The organism is Curtobacterium sp. 'Ferrero', assembly GCF_002412165.1.
Classification (GTDB): Bacteria; Actinomycetota; Actinomycetes; order Actinomycetales; family Microbacteriaceae; genus Curtobacterium.
Genome location: NZ_NXIA01000017.1, coordinates 1 through 12,945, shown reverse-complemented (window position 1 = coordinate 12,945; position 12,945 = coordinate 1). Strand labels below are relative to the sequence as shown.

Below are 12,945 nucleotides of genomic sequence, written 5' to 3'. Positions count from 1 at the left end.
CGGGCGGTGTCGCGTCAGACGACCGTCGGGAGGCGCGGCTCGCCACCCTGCACCGCGATGGCTGCCATGGGCGGTACCGTCCGCCACCGGCGCCGCAGGCGGCGCGGCCGGTCGTCACGCCACGCGAGCACCCCACCCGCGGCGACGCCGAACGCGAGGACCCCGAACGAGAACAGCCCGACGACCCCGACGATCGTCAGCCGGGTCAGGTCACCGGGCTCCGCCGTGGCCGAGAAGCCGATGGACCCGAAGTCCCAGAACGCGTGCAGGAGGACCGGCGCGAGCAGGGTGCCCGTCAGCCGTCGCGCGACGTAGAGGGTGGAGCCGAACGCCGCCGCGAACCCCACCTGCAGCAGGGTCGGGCCGATGCCCGCGCCGGCGAGGGCGTTGAGCAGGTGCAGCGCACCGAACAGCACGCACGACACCGCCCACGCACCGAACTCGGGCAGACGGCGCCGGAGCCCGACGAGCAGCACACCACGGGTCATGAGCTCCTCGAACGCGCCGACGAACAGCACGCCCACGGTGAGGAGCAGGAAGTACCGCACGGGCAGCGCGCTCCAGTCGACGAGGGGCAGCCGCAGCAGGCAGACCACGAGCACGCCGAGCGGAGCGATCGCCGCCCACCGCACCGGCGAGCGAGCCGGGTCGACCGTCGCGATCCGCCACCAGCCGAGCCCGGTGACGACCACGGCGAGCACGGCGAACGCGATGCCCTCCGGCACCACGAGGGACCGCACGACGCTGTCGACCGTCTGCCCGAGGGTCGGGTAGTCGTCGCTCGGACGGGCGCGCCAGGCACTGACCGCGGCGAAGGCCACGAGCGGCGCGAGGCCGACGAGCAGCGACGGCGGCACCGGCCACCGTCGGCGGCGGACCGGGGCTGCTGACGTCACGTCCCGTTTGTACCATTGGCTCATGCGGCTTCCCTCCCTCAGCACCATGGCCGAGGACTACGTGAAGCTCGTGTGGAAGGCCGGCGAGCGGGGCGGAGCCGGACTTGCCACGCGGGACATCGCCGCGGCGCTCAAGGTCTCGGCGTCGACGGTCTCGGGGAACCTCCGGAAGCTCGACCGCGACGGCCTGATCGAGCACACCCCGTACTACGGCGTCGTGCTGACCCCGCTCGGGCAGCAGGTCGCGGTCGCGATGGTCCGTCGCCACCGGCTCATCGAGACCTTCCTCGTGCAGCGGCTGGGCTACGGCTGGGACGAGGTGCACGCGGAGGCCGAGGCCCTCGAGCACGCCGTGTCCGAGACCTTCCTCGACCGGGTCGACGCCGACCTCGGCCATCCGACGCACGACCCGCACGGCGATCCGATCCCGCGCGCCGACGGCTCGCTGCCGGACTCCCCCGGCGCGCTCCTCGGCACGGTCGAGCCGGGGTCGTGCGGCATCGTCGACCGGGTGTCCGACGACGACCCGTCGCTGCTGCGGTACTTCGACGAACTCGGTGTCGCCCTCGGGACGCACCTGCGGGTCGAGCAGGTGCGGGACTACGCGGGGGTGATCGCCGTCGCACGCCGCGGCCCGGACGGCGCGGAGTCGCTCGTCGACCTGCCCGCCGCCGCCGCGTCCGCGATCTGGCTCGCCCCCGACGACGACTGACCGGACCCGCCGCGGCCCGCCCGGCCGGCCAACGGGCGGAACACGTCCCGTCGGGATGCGACGCAGCACCCGCCGGACGGGGGGCGCGTCCCCAGCCGCACCGCGCCTCCCGTGCGCGCGCACACCCGCAGCCCACCGAACGGGCGGATCCCGTCCCGCTCAGCGCCACCGACCCACACACAGCGCCCACTCGACACCGCGCGCACGGCGCGCACCGCCCGCGCCTGCCGGACGGGAGGCACCTACCCGGCCCGCACCGCGCCTCCCGCCCGCGCGCACACCCGCGCGCACACCCGCGCGCCGAGCGGGCGAGATACGTCCCGCTCAGCGCCGCCGACCCGCACATCGCGCCCGCTCGACATGACGCACGGCGCACCCCACCCGCACCGCGCCCGCCGTCCGCGCGTGCACCGGCAGCCGGCGAACGGGCAGAACCCGTCCCGCTCAGCGCCGCCGACCCGCACATCGCGCCCGCTCGACGCTGGCCATGGCGCACCCCGCCCGCGCCTGCCGTCCGCCTGCCGCCCGCCCGCCGAACGGGCGAAAAGCGTCCCGCTCAGCGCCACCGACCCACACATTGCGCCCGCTCGACGCCTTGCGCACGGCGCGCCCCGTCCGTACGCGACGCAGCACCCGCCGGACGGGAGGCACGACACCGGCCCGCACCGCTCCTCCTGTCCGCGCGCGCCCCCGTCAGGCCGCCCGACGGGCGAAAAGCGTCCCGCTCAGCGCCACCGACCCACACATTGCGCCCGCTCGACGCCTTGCGCACGGCGCGCCCCGCCCACTGGCGACCGGCCCGGGCACGCAGGTGACAGTCCCCGCGTCAGCCGCGCTCGACCGCCCGCTGCCGCAGGAACGGTGCCGCGAGCGTGGGCAGGACGTCCCGCCGGTGGATCCAGAACACCACGGCGGCGACGACCAGGTGCACGATGCTCAACACCCAGCGCCCGCCCGTGTCCGTGACGACGAACTGCACCGCGAACAGGGCGAGCAACGCGATCGCCGACCACCGGTGGAACCGCAGCGCGATGATGATCGCCACGCCGAGCACGGTCTGCGAGGCGGTGAGCATGAACTCCTCGACCTGCCGGGCGTCGAGCGGCAGCCCGCCCGTGGTCCCGCCGCCGAGCACGTGCGCGATCGGCAGGGAGCCGACGAGGAGCGACCACTGGTTGACCTTCGACGCGATGAGCGTCCCGATCGCGGCCCCGCCCATCCCCCGCAGGGCGAACAGCGCGGCGACGATGAACTCCGGCGCCTCGGTGGCGAGCGGCGCGAGCCACTGCACGAGGAAGTAGCTGTCGATGCCGAGCGCGCTGCCGGACTCGACCAAGGCGTCGGCGAACGGCTCGGCGGAGGCCAGGATCACCCCGGCGGCGACGACGAACAGGACGGCGATCGTCCAGCGACGTGCGCGCTGCGGCATCGAGGCGATGTTGCCCGCCATGCCCACGAGCTCCTCGTCGTCGTCCCCGTCCTCGGCCTTCGCGGCACGCCACAGGTAGGCGACGAACGCGGCGAGCAGCGCGAACCCGAACCACAGCGGGATCGACCCCATCAGCGGGATGAGGAACGCGACCACCGCCAGCAGCGCGAGGAACCCGACGTCGAGTCGCGCGGACCGCTCGAGCTCGAGCACCTTCGTCGCGATCGGCGGCATCGAGCCCGCCCGCACGAAGCGTCGGGCGACGAGCAGCGAGATGATCACGACGAGCGGCCAGCCGAAGCCGAGGAGCAGCCGGTTCGAGCCGGTCATGTTCGCGGCGGCGAACTGCTCGTAGGAGGCGTCGGAGCCGGACCGGAACGCGTAGTACAGGTCGACTGCGTACTCGGGCAGGACGGCGATGAGCGCCAGGATTGCGATCGCGAGCGCGCCCGAGATGTCCTTCTGCGCTGCCTCGGCGGCCCAGGCGAGCAGGAACGAGGCGGCGACGACGGCACCGCCGAACACGAGCAGGTCGACGATCGGGTTCGGCGCGAGGCCACCGATCCGGAACACGACGGCGGGCAGCGCGAGGACGACGCAGATCGCGATCCGCCCCCAGGCGCTGGGCCCCATGCGTGCGGGGACGGCAGCAGCCTGCACGGGTGTCGAGAGGGTGTCGGTCATGGTGGGTCTCCTGGTCGGAGCCACGGCGGAGCGTCACGGGAGGACCTCGGCCACGGCGGAACGGCCGAAGGTCTCGCTCGCCCGCGCGGCTGTCGCCACGGATCGGGTGGTGCACCGGGCCGATCGTCGTGATGGCCAGTGTGTCGATGCACGCGCTGGGAGCTACTCCCCTTCGATACCCACCTTGGCCGGTGTCCGGTCCCTGACGCAAGCCGATCCGGCCTGTTCGGCGGCCCGAATCCGGGTGTTCTCCGACCCGCCGCGAGCGGCCGGGCCGCACCGCCGACGGACGGGAGGCCCGTTGCGGGCCCGCCACGGGCCTCCCGTCCGTCGCCTGGTCACGTGCGACCGGTCGCAGCGCGCTCCAGGAGCGCGCCTCGGTCAACCGGAGGCGCGCTTGCTCCGACCGAGCGCGACCTCGCGACGCGCTCGCTCGACGGCGAGGGCGGACGCGGCGTCCGGGTCGTCGAGCAGGCGCTCGGTGTCTGCGACGTGCTCGTGGACCGTCTCGCCACGTCGCGCCGCGGCCTCCGCGAGGGCCGGGCGCGCAGCGTCCTCGCCGAGGGACGCGAGGGCCCGGCTCAGGGCGAGCCGACGGTCACGGTCGCCGTCGCCGAGCTCGCGCGCCAGCCGTCGTGCCAGTGCAGGGCGCTCGTCGTCCGGTGCGAGGACCGCCGCGGCACGCCAGGCCGTCCGACGGACCGAGGGGTCGGTGTCGCCGAGCCGGTCCGCGACCTCGGAGTACACCGACCGGTCGTGCATCTTCGACAGGGTGTGCACGGCCTGGGAGCGGGCCTGCGGTTCCGGTCGGGCCAGCTCGGACACGAGCCGCGGCACCACGAGGTCGGCCGGCAGCCGCACCAGGGACCAGGTGAGGGCCTCGCGGACCTGCAGGTCGGGCTCGACGGCGCACCGTTCGAGCAGCACGTCGAGGTCTGCTGGGTCCGCGGTCGTCCCGGCGGCCATCACGGCTCGGAGCCGGACGGAGGAGCGGGGGTCGGCGAGGGCGTCGGTCAGCATGCTCATCCCCTCATCGAACACCGGGCGGCCCCCGGGTCGCACGTCCGCCCGGCTGCGGCTGCGGGGACTCCGCCCTACTGCGCCGGGGCGAGCGACCCCGTCATCGTCTGGCCGGACGACCGCGTCGCGAAGCACGAGATGTACGTGTCGCCGCGGTCCCATGTCTCCTGGTCGGGCGCGTACGAGCCCTGCACCTGCACGTCGCCGTACGCAGCGGCGGCCGACGTGTTCAGCGCCGCCGACGTCTGGCACTGCTCGGAGGCCTGCGCAGCGAGGGCGTCCGGCCCCGGCCACGCCCCGGCCTGCACCTGGATGCGGGCGGTGAGCTGGGCGAGGTGCGGCGTCTGGCAGTCGACCACGGTGAACGTCTGGGCCCACGCGTTCGTGTACGGCGACAGGCACTCGCCGCCGGCGAGGTCCGTCCAGGCGTGCTCGCCCGGTGTCGCCTGCGTGGTGGCGAACTGCAGCCCGGCCGCCGCCGTCGGAGCCGCTGCCGCGGGCGTCGACGAGGCCTGCTCCGACGGGGCGGCGGACTGCGCGGCCGCGGTCGACGACGCGGACGGCGAGGTGAGGTGGTCGGAGACCGTGTTGCCCATGATCCAGCGCGCCAGCAGGAACACGGCGACGAGCATGACGACGATGAGGACCACCGCCCCGCCGAAGAGGAGCTGCTTGCCGCGCTTGCCCTCGCTCTGCAGCCGGGCGAACTGCTGGTTGATGACGCCCTGCTGCCCCGGGGCCCGGTCCGCCGGGGTCGCGTCGGAGGCACGGGCAGCGGAGCCACCTGCAGCGGAGGCACCCGCTGCAGCTCTGGGCTCGGTCGCCCGACCGACCGCCGGCATCATCGCGGTGCCGGTGTCGTGCGGGTCGTAGCCCGAGGAGCCGAGCTGGTCGACCGCGGCGGTGCCGAAGAGGTCCTTGATCGCGCTCGTGTCGCTCGTCTCGCGGCCGGACCACTCCGACTGGTCGATGTCCTCCGGGTCCGGGCGGCTCGTGGTGGCCCCGGGGCCGTCGTCCGCGTCGTGCTCGGGCTCCCGGTCGGCAGACCCGCCGAGGACGGCGTCGAAGTCCTGCCCGACCGACGGCGGGAGGTGGGCGGGGTACTCCGTGGGTGCGGGCTCGACGAGTGGCGGTGCCGCGGTCGGCGGGACGCTGTCGTCGGGTTCGGCCCACCACGGGGTACCGGATGCGGCGCGCGGGGGCTCGAAGGCGACGGTCGGGGTCGCCTCGGCCTCGTCGGCGAGCGACCACGCCGCGGTCGGGGCCGGGTCAGCGAGTCCGTCGTCCCCAGTGGCACCGGCAGCCGCGGCACCGGTAGCAGCCGCAGCAGCACCCGCGTCCGGAGCTCCTCCGACGGCAGGGGCGCCATCATCGACGGGGAGCGCGGCGGGCGCGGGCGGCAGGTCGAGCGCCTGGGCGGCCGGCACCCCGGAGGACGGCGTCGGGACCTCGCCGGTCACCACGTCGTCGTCGGTCTCGTCCGCGAGCGACCACGACCCGCCCGCGAGCGCCGTCGTGTCGTACGCGTCCGAGGTCAGGGTCGTCGGGACCTCCCCCGTCGCGTCGTCGTGCACGGCCCAGTCGAACGGACGGCCCGGGCCGGGGACCCCGGCACCGTCGTCGGGAGCGACCCGGAGCAGGTCGGTGAAGCTCGGCGGTTCGTCGGCGGGCGGCAGCGCGCCCTCGACGCCGAGGGGCTGTCGCGGCACCGGCTCGCCGACCGTGACCGCGTCGGTGTCGGTCCCGTTGGCCCGACCGAGCCAGTCGACGTCCGTCCGTCCGGTGCCGGTCGGGTCCGTGCGACGCCGCTCCTCGTCGATCGCACGGGCCTCGGCCGCCCGGGCGTCACGGGTCGACTGCGCGGTCGGCAGCTGGATCGAGCTGGGGTGGGCGTGCTGCGACGGCGCCGAGAGCTCCTCGGGCATCGAGATCGCCTGCGTGGCGTCATCGGCGGGCTGCTGCGCAGGAGCGTCGTCGGAGGCAGGGGCAGCCGACGGCTCGGCGTCCTCGTCGACCGGCGCCGCGAACGGCTCGGGCAGCGGCGCACCGGTCTCCTGCGCGGCCTTGAACGCCTCACGACGCTCCCGTCGGGACGGCCACTCGTCGGCCGAGCGGGGAGCGCCGAAGATGTCCGCGGCACTGCGGAGACCGCGGAACGGAGCGTCCGCGTCCGACGCGCGCCGTGCCTCCAGGCCGTCGGTCCCGTCTGCGGGGCCGTCGGTGTCCTCGGGGCGCTGCGCGTCGTCCGGACGCTCCCCGGTCACGCGGACAACCCCAGGTCGGCCAGCCCGATCGCGGCGTAGTAGGGGTAGCCGGCCGCCTCGATCCGCTCCTTGGCGCCGGTGTCCCGGTCGACCACGACGGCGACCGCCGCGATGATCGCGCCCTCGCGTTCGAGCGCCTCGGCCGCCTTGAGCGGCGAGCCGCCGGTGGTGGAGGTGTCCTCGAGCACGACGACGCGCTTGCCGCGCACGTCCGGCCCCTCGACCTGCCGGCCGCGGCCGTGGTCCTTCGGCTCCTTGCGGACGACGAACGCGTCGTAGGTGAGCCCACGGGCAGCCGCCTGGTGCAGCACGGCGCTGGCGATCGGGTCCGCGCCCATGGTCAGCCCGCCGACCGCCGCGACGTCCGGCACCTCAGCGATGAGGTCCGTCATCACCTGCCCGATGAGCGGCGCGACGCGGTGGTCGAGGCTGACCTTGCGGAGGTCGATGTAGTACGACGCCTGCTTCCCGCTGGTCAGCGTGAAGTCGCCGTGGAACACGGCTTCGGCCGCGATGTGGTCGATCAGCTGGGCGCGCACGTCAGTCACAGCGCACCAGAGTAGCCGGTCGGGGTGCTCCGGCGCTCCTGTGCACCTGCTGTCCGCCCGGCAGCACGCGCCGAGCAGCGCTCGGTACGCTCCGGAGCATGCCCCACACCGCACCGCCGCCAGCCGTGCCGGCCGGGCGTGCGGCCCGCGTGGGCAGGTGGGTCGCGGTCGGCCGGGAGGCAGTGGGCGCCCTGGTCGCGCTGGCCCTGTCCGTCATCGCGCTGCGCCACGTCATCGCCACGCCCCGGGTCGCGCTCCTCTGGTACGACGGCGACTCGGTGCTTCTGCCGCTGGTGCGGCGCTCGCTCGACGCCGGGCAGCCGTTCGAGTGGGCGATGTCCCCGGCGCTGTTCTTCTTCCCGGAACTGCCGGTCTACCTCCTGTGCTCGGTCGTGACGGCGACCCCGCAGCAGGCGCTCGCACTGAACGGCGTCCTCGTGTTCCTCGCGCTGTACGCCCTCCTGCGCGCGGCGACGAACGAACTCATGCCGTCCGCCCGGCGCGCGGCCCGGATCGCGGTGTCGTGCTCGGCGCTCGGGTTCGTGACGCTCCTGGTGCTGACCGAGTCGACCGTCACCGCGACGTCGCTCGAGCTGGCGTCGCTGCTGCTCACCACGACCTACTACTACGGCGCGGTGCTCGCCCTCCTCGCGACCGCCGTCCTCGTGCTGCGTGCCGTGCGGACCGGGAGCGCCTCGGTCGCGGTGCTCGTGACGCTCGGTCTCGTCGCCGCCCTCACCACGATGTCGAACCCGCTGTACGTGCCGTGGTCGGCGGGACCCGCGATCCTGACGCTCGTGCTGCTCGCGGTCGCACGCCGGGTGCCGTGGCGTCCGACGCTGCAGATCGCGGCGACCCTGACGACGGCGTCCGTGGTCGGGTACCTCCTGCGCATCCCCCTCCGACCGTTCGTGTCCCTCGACCCGAGCACCTACGTCCACCCGGAGCGGATGGCCGACACGCTCGCGTTCTTCGCCGCGCTCACGGACGACCGGGCCGGCAGCGCCGCCGGCGACGCCGGGCTGCTGCTGCTGTTCATCGGCGTGCTGCTGTCCGTCGGCGGCACGGTGTGGGCCTGGCGTGTGCGCACCTCCCGCACCGTGCTCGTCGCCGCCGCCCTGCCGCTCGTGACGGTCGTGGCCGTGTCCGTGGGCGTGCTCGTCGCCGGGTCGGACACCCCGCGCTACCTCGAGCCCGTCGTGACCGCACCGCTGCTCGCCCTGGTCGCGGTCGCCGAACTCACCCGCAGCGCGGTCCGCCGGACCCGCGTGCACCGGCCCCTCCGTGGCATCCGGACGGCGTTCGCGATCGGGGCGGCCGGGGTCCTCGTCGCGGGCATCGCCACCGCCCCGGGGACGGTCCGTGCCGTCGCCGACGCCCGGTACCAGCCCGCCGCCTGCCTCGACCGTTGGGCCGCCGGTCGCGACGTCACGGGGGTCGGGCAGTTCTGGACCGTGCGCCCGCTCGCCACCTACGCGGCGCCCAACGTCGAGCTGCTGCAGGTCCGCGACACGTTCGCCACGTACCCCTGGCTGGTCGACCTCGGGGCCTACCGCGGGGCCCGTCCCACCTTCGTCGTGATCGGGTCCGGCGACGTCTGGACCACCGCGGTGGAGGACTCGCTCGGCGAACCGGCCTCGATCGTCCACTGCACCGGGTTCGACGTGTACGACTACGCCGGCACGTCCGGCGCCGCGCGACTCCGCACACTGGTCGTCGACAGCGCGGCGGAGATCCGGCGGCAGCGGGGCTTCTGAGCGCCGTCCTCCGCGTCGTGGCTCCGTCCACAGCGGCGAGCCGCGGCCCGTCCGAGCCTGTGAGGATGTATAGGCTCGTCACCGTGACCCGCGCCTCCGACCACCGACGCCCCGTCCGCCTCCGTCTGGCCGCCACCGTCCTGGCACTGACCGGGCTGGTCGGCACCGTGGTTCTCGACGCGCCGTCCGCCGGCGCCGCGGCCTACCCGTCGTGGGACGACGTCCTCGCCGCGCGCAGCAAGGAGTCCGCGAAGCAGGACCAGATCACCGAGATCCGCGGCATCATCGCGGGACTGTCCACCCGGGTCCACGACGCACAGGCCGAGGCCGAGCGGCTCGGCACGGCGTTCTACGAGGCACAGACCGCCGCACAGGACGCCGCCGCCAAGGAGCAGCGGCTCCGCCAGGACGCCGAAGAGCACGCGGAGACCGCGGAGCAGAGCGCCGCGCAGGCCGGGCAGCTCGCCGCGCAGATGGCTCGTTCCGGGGGCTCGGACGTCACGGCGAACGTGATCGGTGACCAGGACGCGTCGGACCTCCTCTACAGCCTCGGGGCGCTCAGCAAGCTGTCCGAACAGGCCGAGCGGGTCGAGGCCCAGGCGTCGGCCGATGCCCGCGTCGCCAGGTCGCTCCAGGCGCAGGCGGACCGCGCCGCCGAGGAGCTCGACGAGCTCGCGCAGGCCGCCCAGGCGCGCATGGAGGAAGCCCAGGCGGCCTCGGACCGGGCACAGGCCGCGTACGACGAGCAGCAGTCGAACAAGGCCAGGCTCGACGCGCAGCTCGCGTCGCTCACCTCCGGGCGGGTGCGTTCCGAGCAGGAGTTCGCGAAGGGCGAGGCGATCCGCAAGGCGGCGGAGGAGAAGGCGGCACGCGAGGCCGCAGCCCGGGCCGCCCGTGCCGCAGCGGCCGCCGCTGCCGCAGCCGCCGCGGGTTCCACGGGTGGTTCGTCGAGTGCGCCGAGCAGCGGCTCCTCGGGCGGCGCGGCCGGCTCCGGGTCCGGATCCGGCTGGGTCCGACCTGCGAGCGGCTGGATCACGAGCCCGTACGGCAACCGTGTCCACCCGATCTACGGCACCGTCATCAAGCACGACGGGGTCGACCTCGGCAGCCCCTGCTCCTCCGCCATCGTCGCGGCGGCGGCCGGCACCGTGGACTACGTCGGCTGGTACGGCGGGTACGGCAACTACGTGCGGATCTCCCACGCCGGCGGGGTGCAGACCGCGTACGGGCACATCGTCGCGGGCGGCTATCGCGTCAGCAAGGGCCAGCAGGTGTCGGCCGGGCAGCTGATCGCCCTGGTCGGGTCGACGGGCAACTCCACCGGGTGCCACTCCCACATCGAGGTCCACTCGGGCGGTGCGACGATCGACCCGGTGCCGTTCTTCGCGGCCCGGGGCGTCTCCTTCTAGGCGGCCGGGGTTCCCGGGGCCGTCGGCCACTCGCGGGCGAGCACGGCCATGAGGACCTCGTCGTGGAAGTGCCCGTCGTGGAAGGTCGCGTCGCGTCGGACGCCCTCCACGCGGTACCCGACCCGGGCGTAGACGGCTCGTGCCCGGTCGTTGAAGGCGTGCACCGTGAGCTCGATGCGGTTCAGCCCCATCTCGCGGAACCCGTAGTCCGTCAGCACGCGCACCGCGTCCGTCCCGTACCCCTTCCCGACGAACTCGCTGCCGATCATGACCGCGAGCCGGCCCGCGCGGGTCGGGAGCCGGGCACCGAAGAGCGTCACGTGGCCCACGAGCGTGCCCGACGCGCGGTCCACGACGCTGAAGCCCACGTCGCCGCTCCGTTCGCTCGTGCTCCAGTCGCGGAACATCGCTGCGATCGGCTCCGCCGGCCGCGGTCGCACGAGGACCTGCTGCAGCACGGCCCACGCCGGGTCCTGCCACCACCGCACCAGGTCCGGGAGGTCGCCGTCCACCAACGCCCGGAGGCGCACCCGATCGCCCTCGAGCACCTGCTCGCCGTACCGCTGTGCCTCGGCGGCCCCGTCCCACGTCACGGCACGACTCTCCCACGACTCCAGCCCGCCGCACAGGGGGTCAGCGCACGCGGGACTCCCGGCCGGCCCCGAGCCCGCCACGGACCACCTCGAGCAGGACCGGCAGTTCCTCGCCGAGCACCGCGTCGAGGTCGGCGACGATCACCTCGACCCGGTCGGTGATCACCCGCGGGGACGCTCCTCGACGGGCGCGGACCAGGACCCGGACCGCACTCAGCCCCCGGACACGGTGGACGTCCACCACGAGCGACGCGACCTCGGGCAGGGCACCGACGGCGGCCGAGAGCGCGTGCTCCACGGCGGCCGACTCGATCCGGACGACACCGTCGACACCGGCACCGTCGACACCCACACCGTCGCCGCGGTCCCCGTCGCCGCCGTCCTCGAGCACCACCCCGGTCCGCCCGCCCCCGATGGTCGCGAGCACGACGAGGGCGAGCACCCCGACCACCACGGCCCCACCGAGGACCACCGTCCACGCGAGCACGCCGGCGTCGCGACCGGCACCCGTCCCGAGCGCGTCGAGGCCCGGCCGTGCGAGGCCGTGCCACAGCGCCGCCGCGGTCGGCAGGGTCGACACGAGGACCGCACCCGCGCCCAGGACGAGCAGCAGCAGCCCGACGACCACCAGCGCCACACGGCCGACGACCCGGTTCGTGGCGTTCACCCGTCGATCCGTCCCGTCGGCTGCACCCGCACGCGCGCGGTCACCGTCGGCCGGAGGTCGAGGGCGTCGAGCTCCCGCTGCACCGCCTCGGTGGCGGCGACCACGGGCGCGTCGACCCCGGCCGCGGGCCGCAGCACGACGTCGACGGTCCGCCGTCCGACGGTGCCGACCGCTGCGTCGGGTCCGAGCCGGGTCGCCGACCGGGCCGCACGGGCGGCCGCGGAGGCGACGACCTCGTCGTCGAGCACGACGGCCAGCCGGTGCGAGGGCACGGTGTGGCGGGGCCGCCGGCCGGGCAGCAGCCCGCGGAGGAGGAACACCAGCCCGACGACCGCGACGACCACACCGACCGTGACGACGACGGTGGTGTCGGTCCCCCGCGGAGCACGGACGGCCGCATCGACGACGGATCGCGGGTCGGTACCGGCGACGATCTGTCCGAGCAGCACGACGGCGGCGACGGACACGATCGCGGCCGACGCGAGGAGCGTGAGGAGCATCGCGAGGACGACCGTCCCCGAGCGCGACGGACGGGTCTCCCGGCGGAGGACCCTCGCGCACACCCGGTCGCGGTCGGGGTGGGTGGGGCGCGTCGCGTCGGTCACCGGACCCGCCCGTGGGTCTCGGTGACGGACGACGCGTGGACGACGTCCACCCGGTCGACCTGCCGTCCGGTGATGGCCCGCACCCGCTCGGCGATCACCTGCCGCGCCCGGTGGGCGGTGCGCAGCACCGGCTCGTCTCGTCCGGCCCCGGTGCCGAGCACGGGGAGGACGAGCGGTGCGGTGACCCAGACCGCCAGGGATCCGCGGCCGTCGTCGGTGACCCGGGCACGGACCTCCCGGGCCGGTGCGCGGAGCGCCTCGGCCGCGACCGCCTGCGCGGTGCGGACGAGCGCTGCGGACCCGATCCGGTCCCAGCCGGGCACGGTGCCGCCGGGCACGGCCCCGCCGGGCACGGCCCCGC

The 12,945-nt window shown here is 75.0% G+C and carries 12 protein-coding genes; 3 read left to right on the top strand and 9 right to left on the bottom strand.

Annotated features, from left to right (window positions below; all coding sequences use genetic code 11):
• Nucleotides 1-14: 14 nt before the first annotated feature.
• A complete protein-coding gene (locus tag Csp2054_RS13805; RefSeq protein WP_176491710.1) occupies nt 15-896 on the bottom strand; it encodes a CPBP family intramembrane glutamic endopeptidase in 882 nt (293 codons plus the stop codon).
• Nucleotides 897-918: 22 nt separating this feature from the next.
• Here Csp2054_RS13805 and Csp2054_RS13800 point away from each other — a divergent pair, with 22 nt between their 5' ends.
• Nucleotides 919-1,608 (top strand): metal-dependent transcriptional regulator, encoded by a 690-nt coding sequence (locus tag Csp2054_RS13800; protein WP_096900037.1) that lies wholly within the window; start codon nt 919-921, stop codon nt 1,606-1,608.
• 826 nt (nt 1,609-2,434) lie between these two features.
• Here Csp2054_RS13800 and Csp2054_RS13795 read toward each other — a convergent pair.
• From Csp2054_RS13795 to pyrE, 4 genes are all read right to left on the bottom strand, one after another.
• Nucleotides 2,435-3,721, bottom strand: coding sequence for a sodium:proton exchanger (locus Csp2054_RS13795; protein WP_096900036.1), 1,287 nt, complete (start codon nt 3,719-3,721; stop codon nt 2,435-2,437).
• Nucleotides 3,722-4,102: 381 nt separating this feature from the next.
• The gene (locus tag Csp2054_RS13790) at nt 4,103-4,747 is read right to left on the bottom strand and encodes a HEAT repeat domain-containing protein (protein WP_096900035.1); all 645 of its coding nucleotides are present in this window, start codon (nt 4,745-4,747) and stop codon (nt 4,103-4,105) included.
• 68 nt (nt 4,748-4,815) lie between these two features.
• Nucleotides 4,816-7,005, bottom strand: a complete 2,190-nt coding sequence (locus Csp2054_RS13785; RefSeq protein WP_096900034.1) for a septum formation family protein — start codon at nt 7,003-7,005, stop codon at nt 4,816-4,818.
• Entirely contained in the window at nt 7,002-7,553 is a 552-nt protein-coding gene (gene pyrE, locus Csp2054_RS13780) for an orotate phosphoribosyltransferase (protein WP_096900033.1), read from the bottom strand. The genes Csp2054_RS13785 and pyrE overlap by 4 nt, the downstream gene beginning before the upstream one ends.
• Nucleotides 7,554-7,651: 98 nt before the next feature.
• Here pyrE and Csp2054_RS13775 point away from each other — a divergent pair, with 98 nt between their 5' ends.
• The gene (locus tag Csp2054_RS13775) at nt 7,652-9,310 is read left to right on the top strand and encodes a hypothetical protein (protein ID WP_141399271.1); all 1,659 of its coding nucleotides are present in this window, start codon (nt 7,652-7,654) and stop codon (nt 9,308-9,310) included.
• A 65-nt stretch (nt 9,311-9,375) separates the two neighbouring features.
• Complete coding sequence (locus tag Csp2054_RS13770; RefSeq protein ID WP_141399270.1) at nt 9,376-10,719, top strand: M23 family metallopeptidase; 1,344 nt, start codon at nt 9,376-9,378, stop codon at nt 10,717-10,719.
• On the opposite strand, the gene Csp2054_RS13765 is transcribed toward Csp2054_RS13770, so the two are convergent.
• The 4 genes from Csp2054_RS13765 to Csp2054_RS18200 form a co-directional block, all read right to left on the bottom strand.
• Nucleotides 10,716-11,312, bottom strand: coding sequence for a GNAT family N-acetyltransferase (locus Csp2054_RS13765; protein WP_176491709.1), 597 nt, complete (start codon nt 11,310-11,312; stop codon nt 10,716-10,718). The two genes, Csp2054_RS13770 and Csp2054_RS13765, sit on opposite strands and share 4 nt — an antisense overlap.
• A 40-nt stretch (nt 11,313-11,352) precedes the next feature.
• On the bottom strand, nt 11,353-11,979 hold the full coding sequence (locus Csp2054_RS13760; RefSeq protein ID WP_096900028.1) for a hypothetical protein: 627 nt from the start codon (nt 11,977-11,979) through the stop codon (nt 11,353-11,355).
• Nucleotides 11,976-12,584: a hypothetical protein gene (locus tag Csp2054_RS13755; RefSeq protein WP_096900026.1), complete on the bottom strand. Its 609-nt coding sequence runs from the start codon at nt 12,582-12,584 to the stop codon at nt 11,976-11,978. Before Csp2054_RS13755 ends, Csp2054_RS13760 begins: the two co-directional genes overlap by 4 nt.
• A partial coding sequence (locus Csp2054_RS18200; protein ID WP_096900024.1) for a hypothetical protein occupies nt 12,581-12,945 on the bottom strand: 365 nt, incomplete at its 5' end. The genes Csp2054_RS18200 and Csp2054_RS13755, both read right to left, overlap by 4 nt.

Excerpts from the sequence above, each read along its gene's own strand:
- Csp2054_RS13775 (WP_141399271.1), top strand. The coding sequence starts at position 7,652 with ATGCCCCACACCGCACCGCCGCCAGCCGTGCCGGCCGGGCGTGCGGCC.
- Csp2054_RS13770 (WP_141399270.1), top strand. The coding sequence starts at position 9,376 with ATGTATAGGCTCGTCACCGTGACCCGCGCCTCCGACCACCGACGCCCC.
- Csp2054_RS13800 (WP_096900037.1), top strand. The coding sequence starts at position 919 with ATGCGGCTTCCCTCCCTCAGCACCATGGCCGAGGACTACGTGAAGCTC.
- Csp2054_RS13795 (WP_096900036.1), bottom strand. The coding sequence starts at position 3,721 with ATGACCGACACCCTCTCGACACCCGTGCAGGCTGCTGCCGTCCCCGCA.
- Csp2054_RS13790 (WP_096900035.1), bottom strand. The coding sequence starts at position 4,747 with ATGAGCATGCTGACCGACGCCCTCGCCGACCCCCGCTCCTCCGTCCGG.